Origin of the sequence: Streptomyces murinus (assembly GCF_002154555.1) — a bacterium.
Lineage (GTDB): Bacteria > Actinomycetota > Actinomycetes > Streptomycetales > Streptomycetaceae > Streptomyces > Streptomyces murinus.
This window is the reverse complement of sequence record NZ_MUNF01000924.1, coordinates 1-733: the sequence shown is the minus strand read 5'-3', so window position 1 is coordinate 733 and position 733 is coordinate 1. Positions and strand designations below refer to the sequence as shown.

Below are 733 nucleotides of genomic sequence, written 5' to 3'. Positions count from 1 at the left end.
CCGGCGTCGGCGGCGGTGGCGGGCGAGGCGGGTAACACGGTCAGGGCGAGAGCGCAGATGAGAGCGGCCCGAGCCGGACGGGATAAGCGAAATGAAATGATCATCTACAGAAATTACCAGGTGAGAGGCCCTATCCCCGGCCTCGGCGGCACCCCGGGGAACGCCGGTTCCCGCCTGGTCCCCAAAAACGATCAGGGGCGGTNNAGCTGCGCCACGTCCCGTTGCCGTTTGACCTGCGGTTTCGCCGGTCGCAACGTGCAGGGAAACAATACCGCACTCGACTCGGTGATCGCGCACGACTTCCTGGGGTTGACCTCAAGTTTGGTCGAGGTTGCACGCTGTCGTACATGACGATCACAACGGACGAACACCACGCCCACGAGTACGCCGACCTGCCCCGGCTGATGAGCCTCATGACCGGCGACGAGAAGCACGGCCCGGCGGCCACCTCCACGCTCGATGTGCTGTGGGTGCTCTACGACCGGGTACTGCGCGTCACGCCGGAGCGGACGGCGGACCCGGGCCGGGACCGGTTCCTGCTGAGCAAGGGGCACGGGCCGATGGCGTACTACGCGGTGCTGGCCGCCAAGGGGTTCCTGCCGGTCGAGTGGCTGCCCGGGTTCGGCGGGTACGACTCCCCCCTCGGCCACCACCCGGACCGGATGCTGGTGCCCGGGGCCGAGATCGGCAGCGGCTCGCTCGGGCACGGGCTGCCCATCGGGGTGGGGACCGC

Annotated in this window: 1 pseudogene; it reads left to right on the top strand. The window is 68.7% G+C overall.

Going from position 1 to position 733, the window contains the following annotated elements:
* Positions 1 to 347: 347 nt before the first annotated feature.
* Positions 348 to 733, top strand: a pseudogene (locus CCN72_RS36630) (transketolase); the annotation flags it as partial.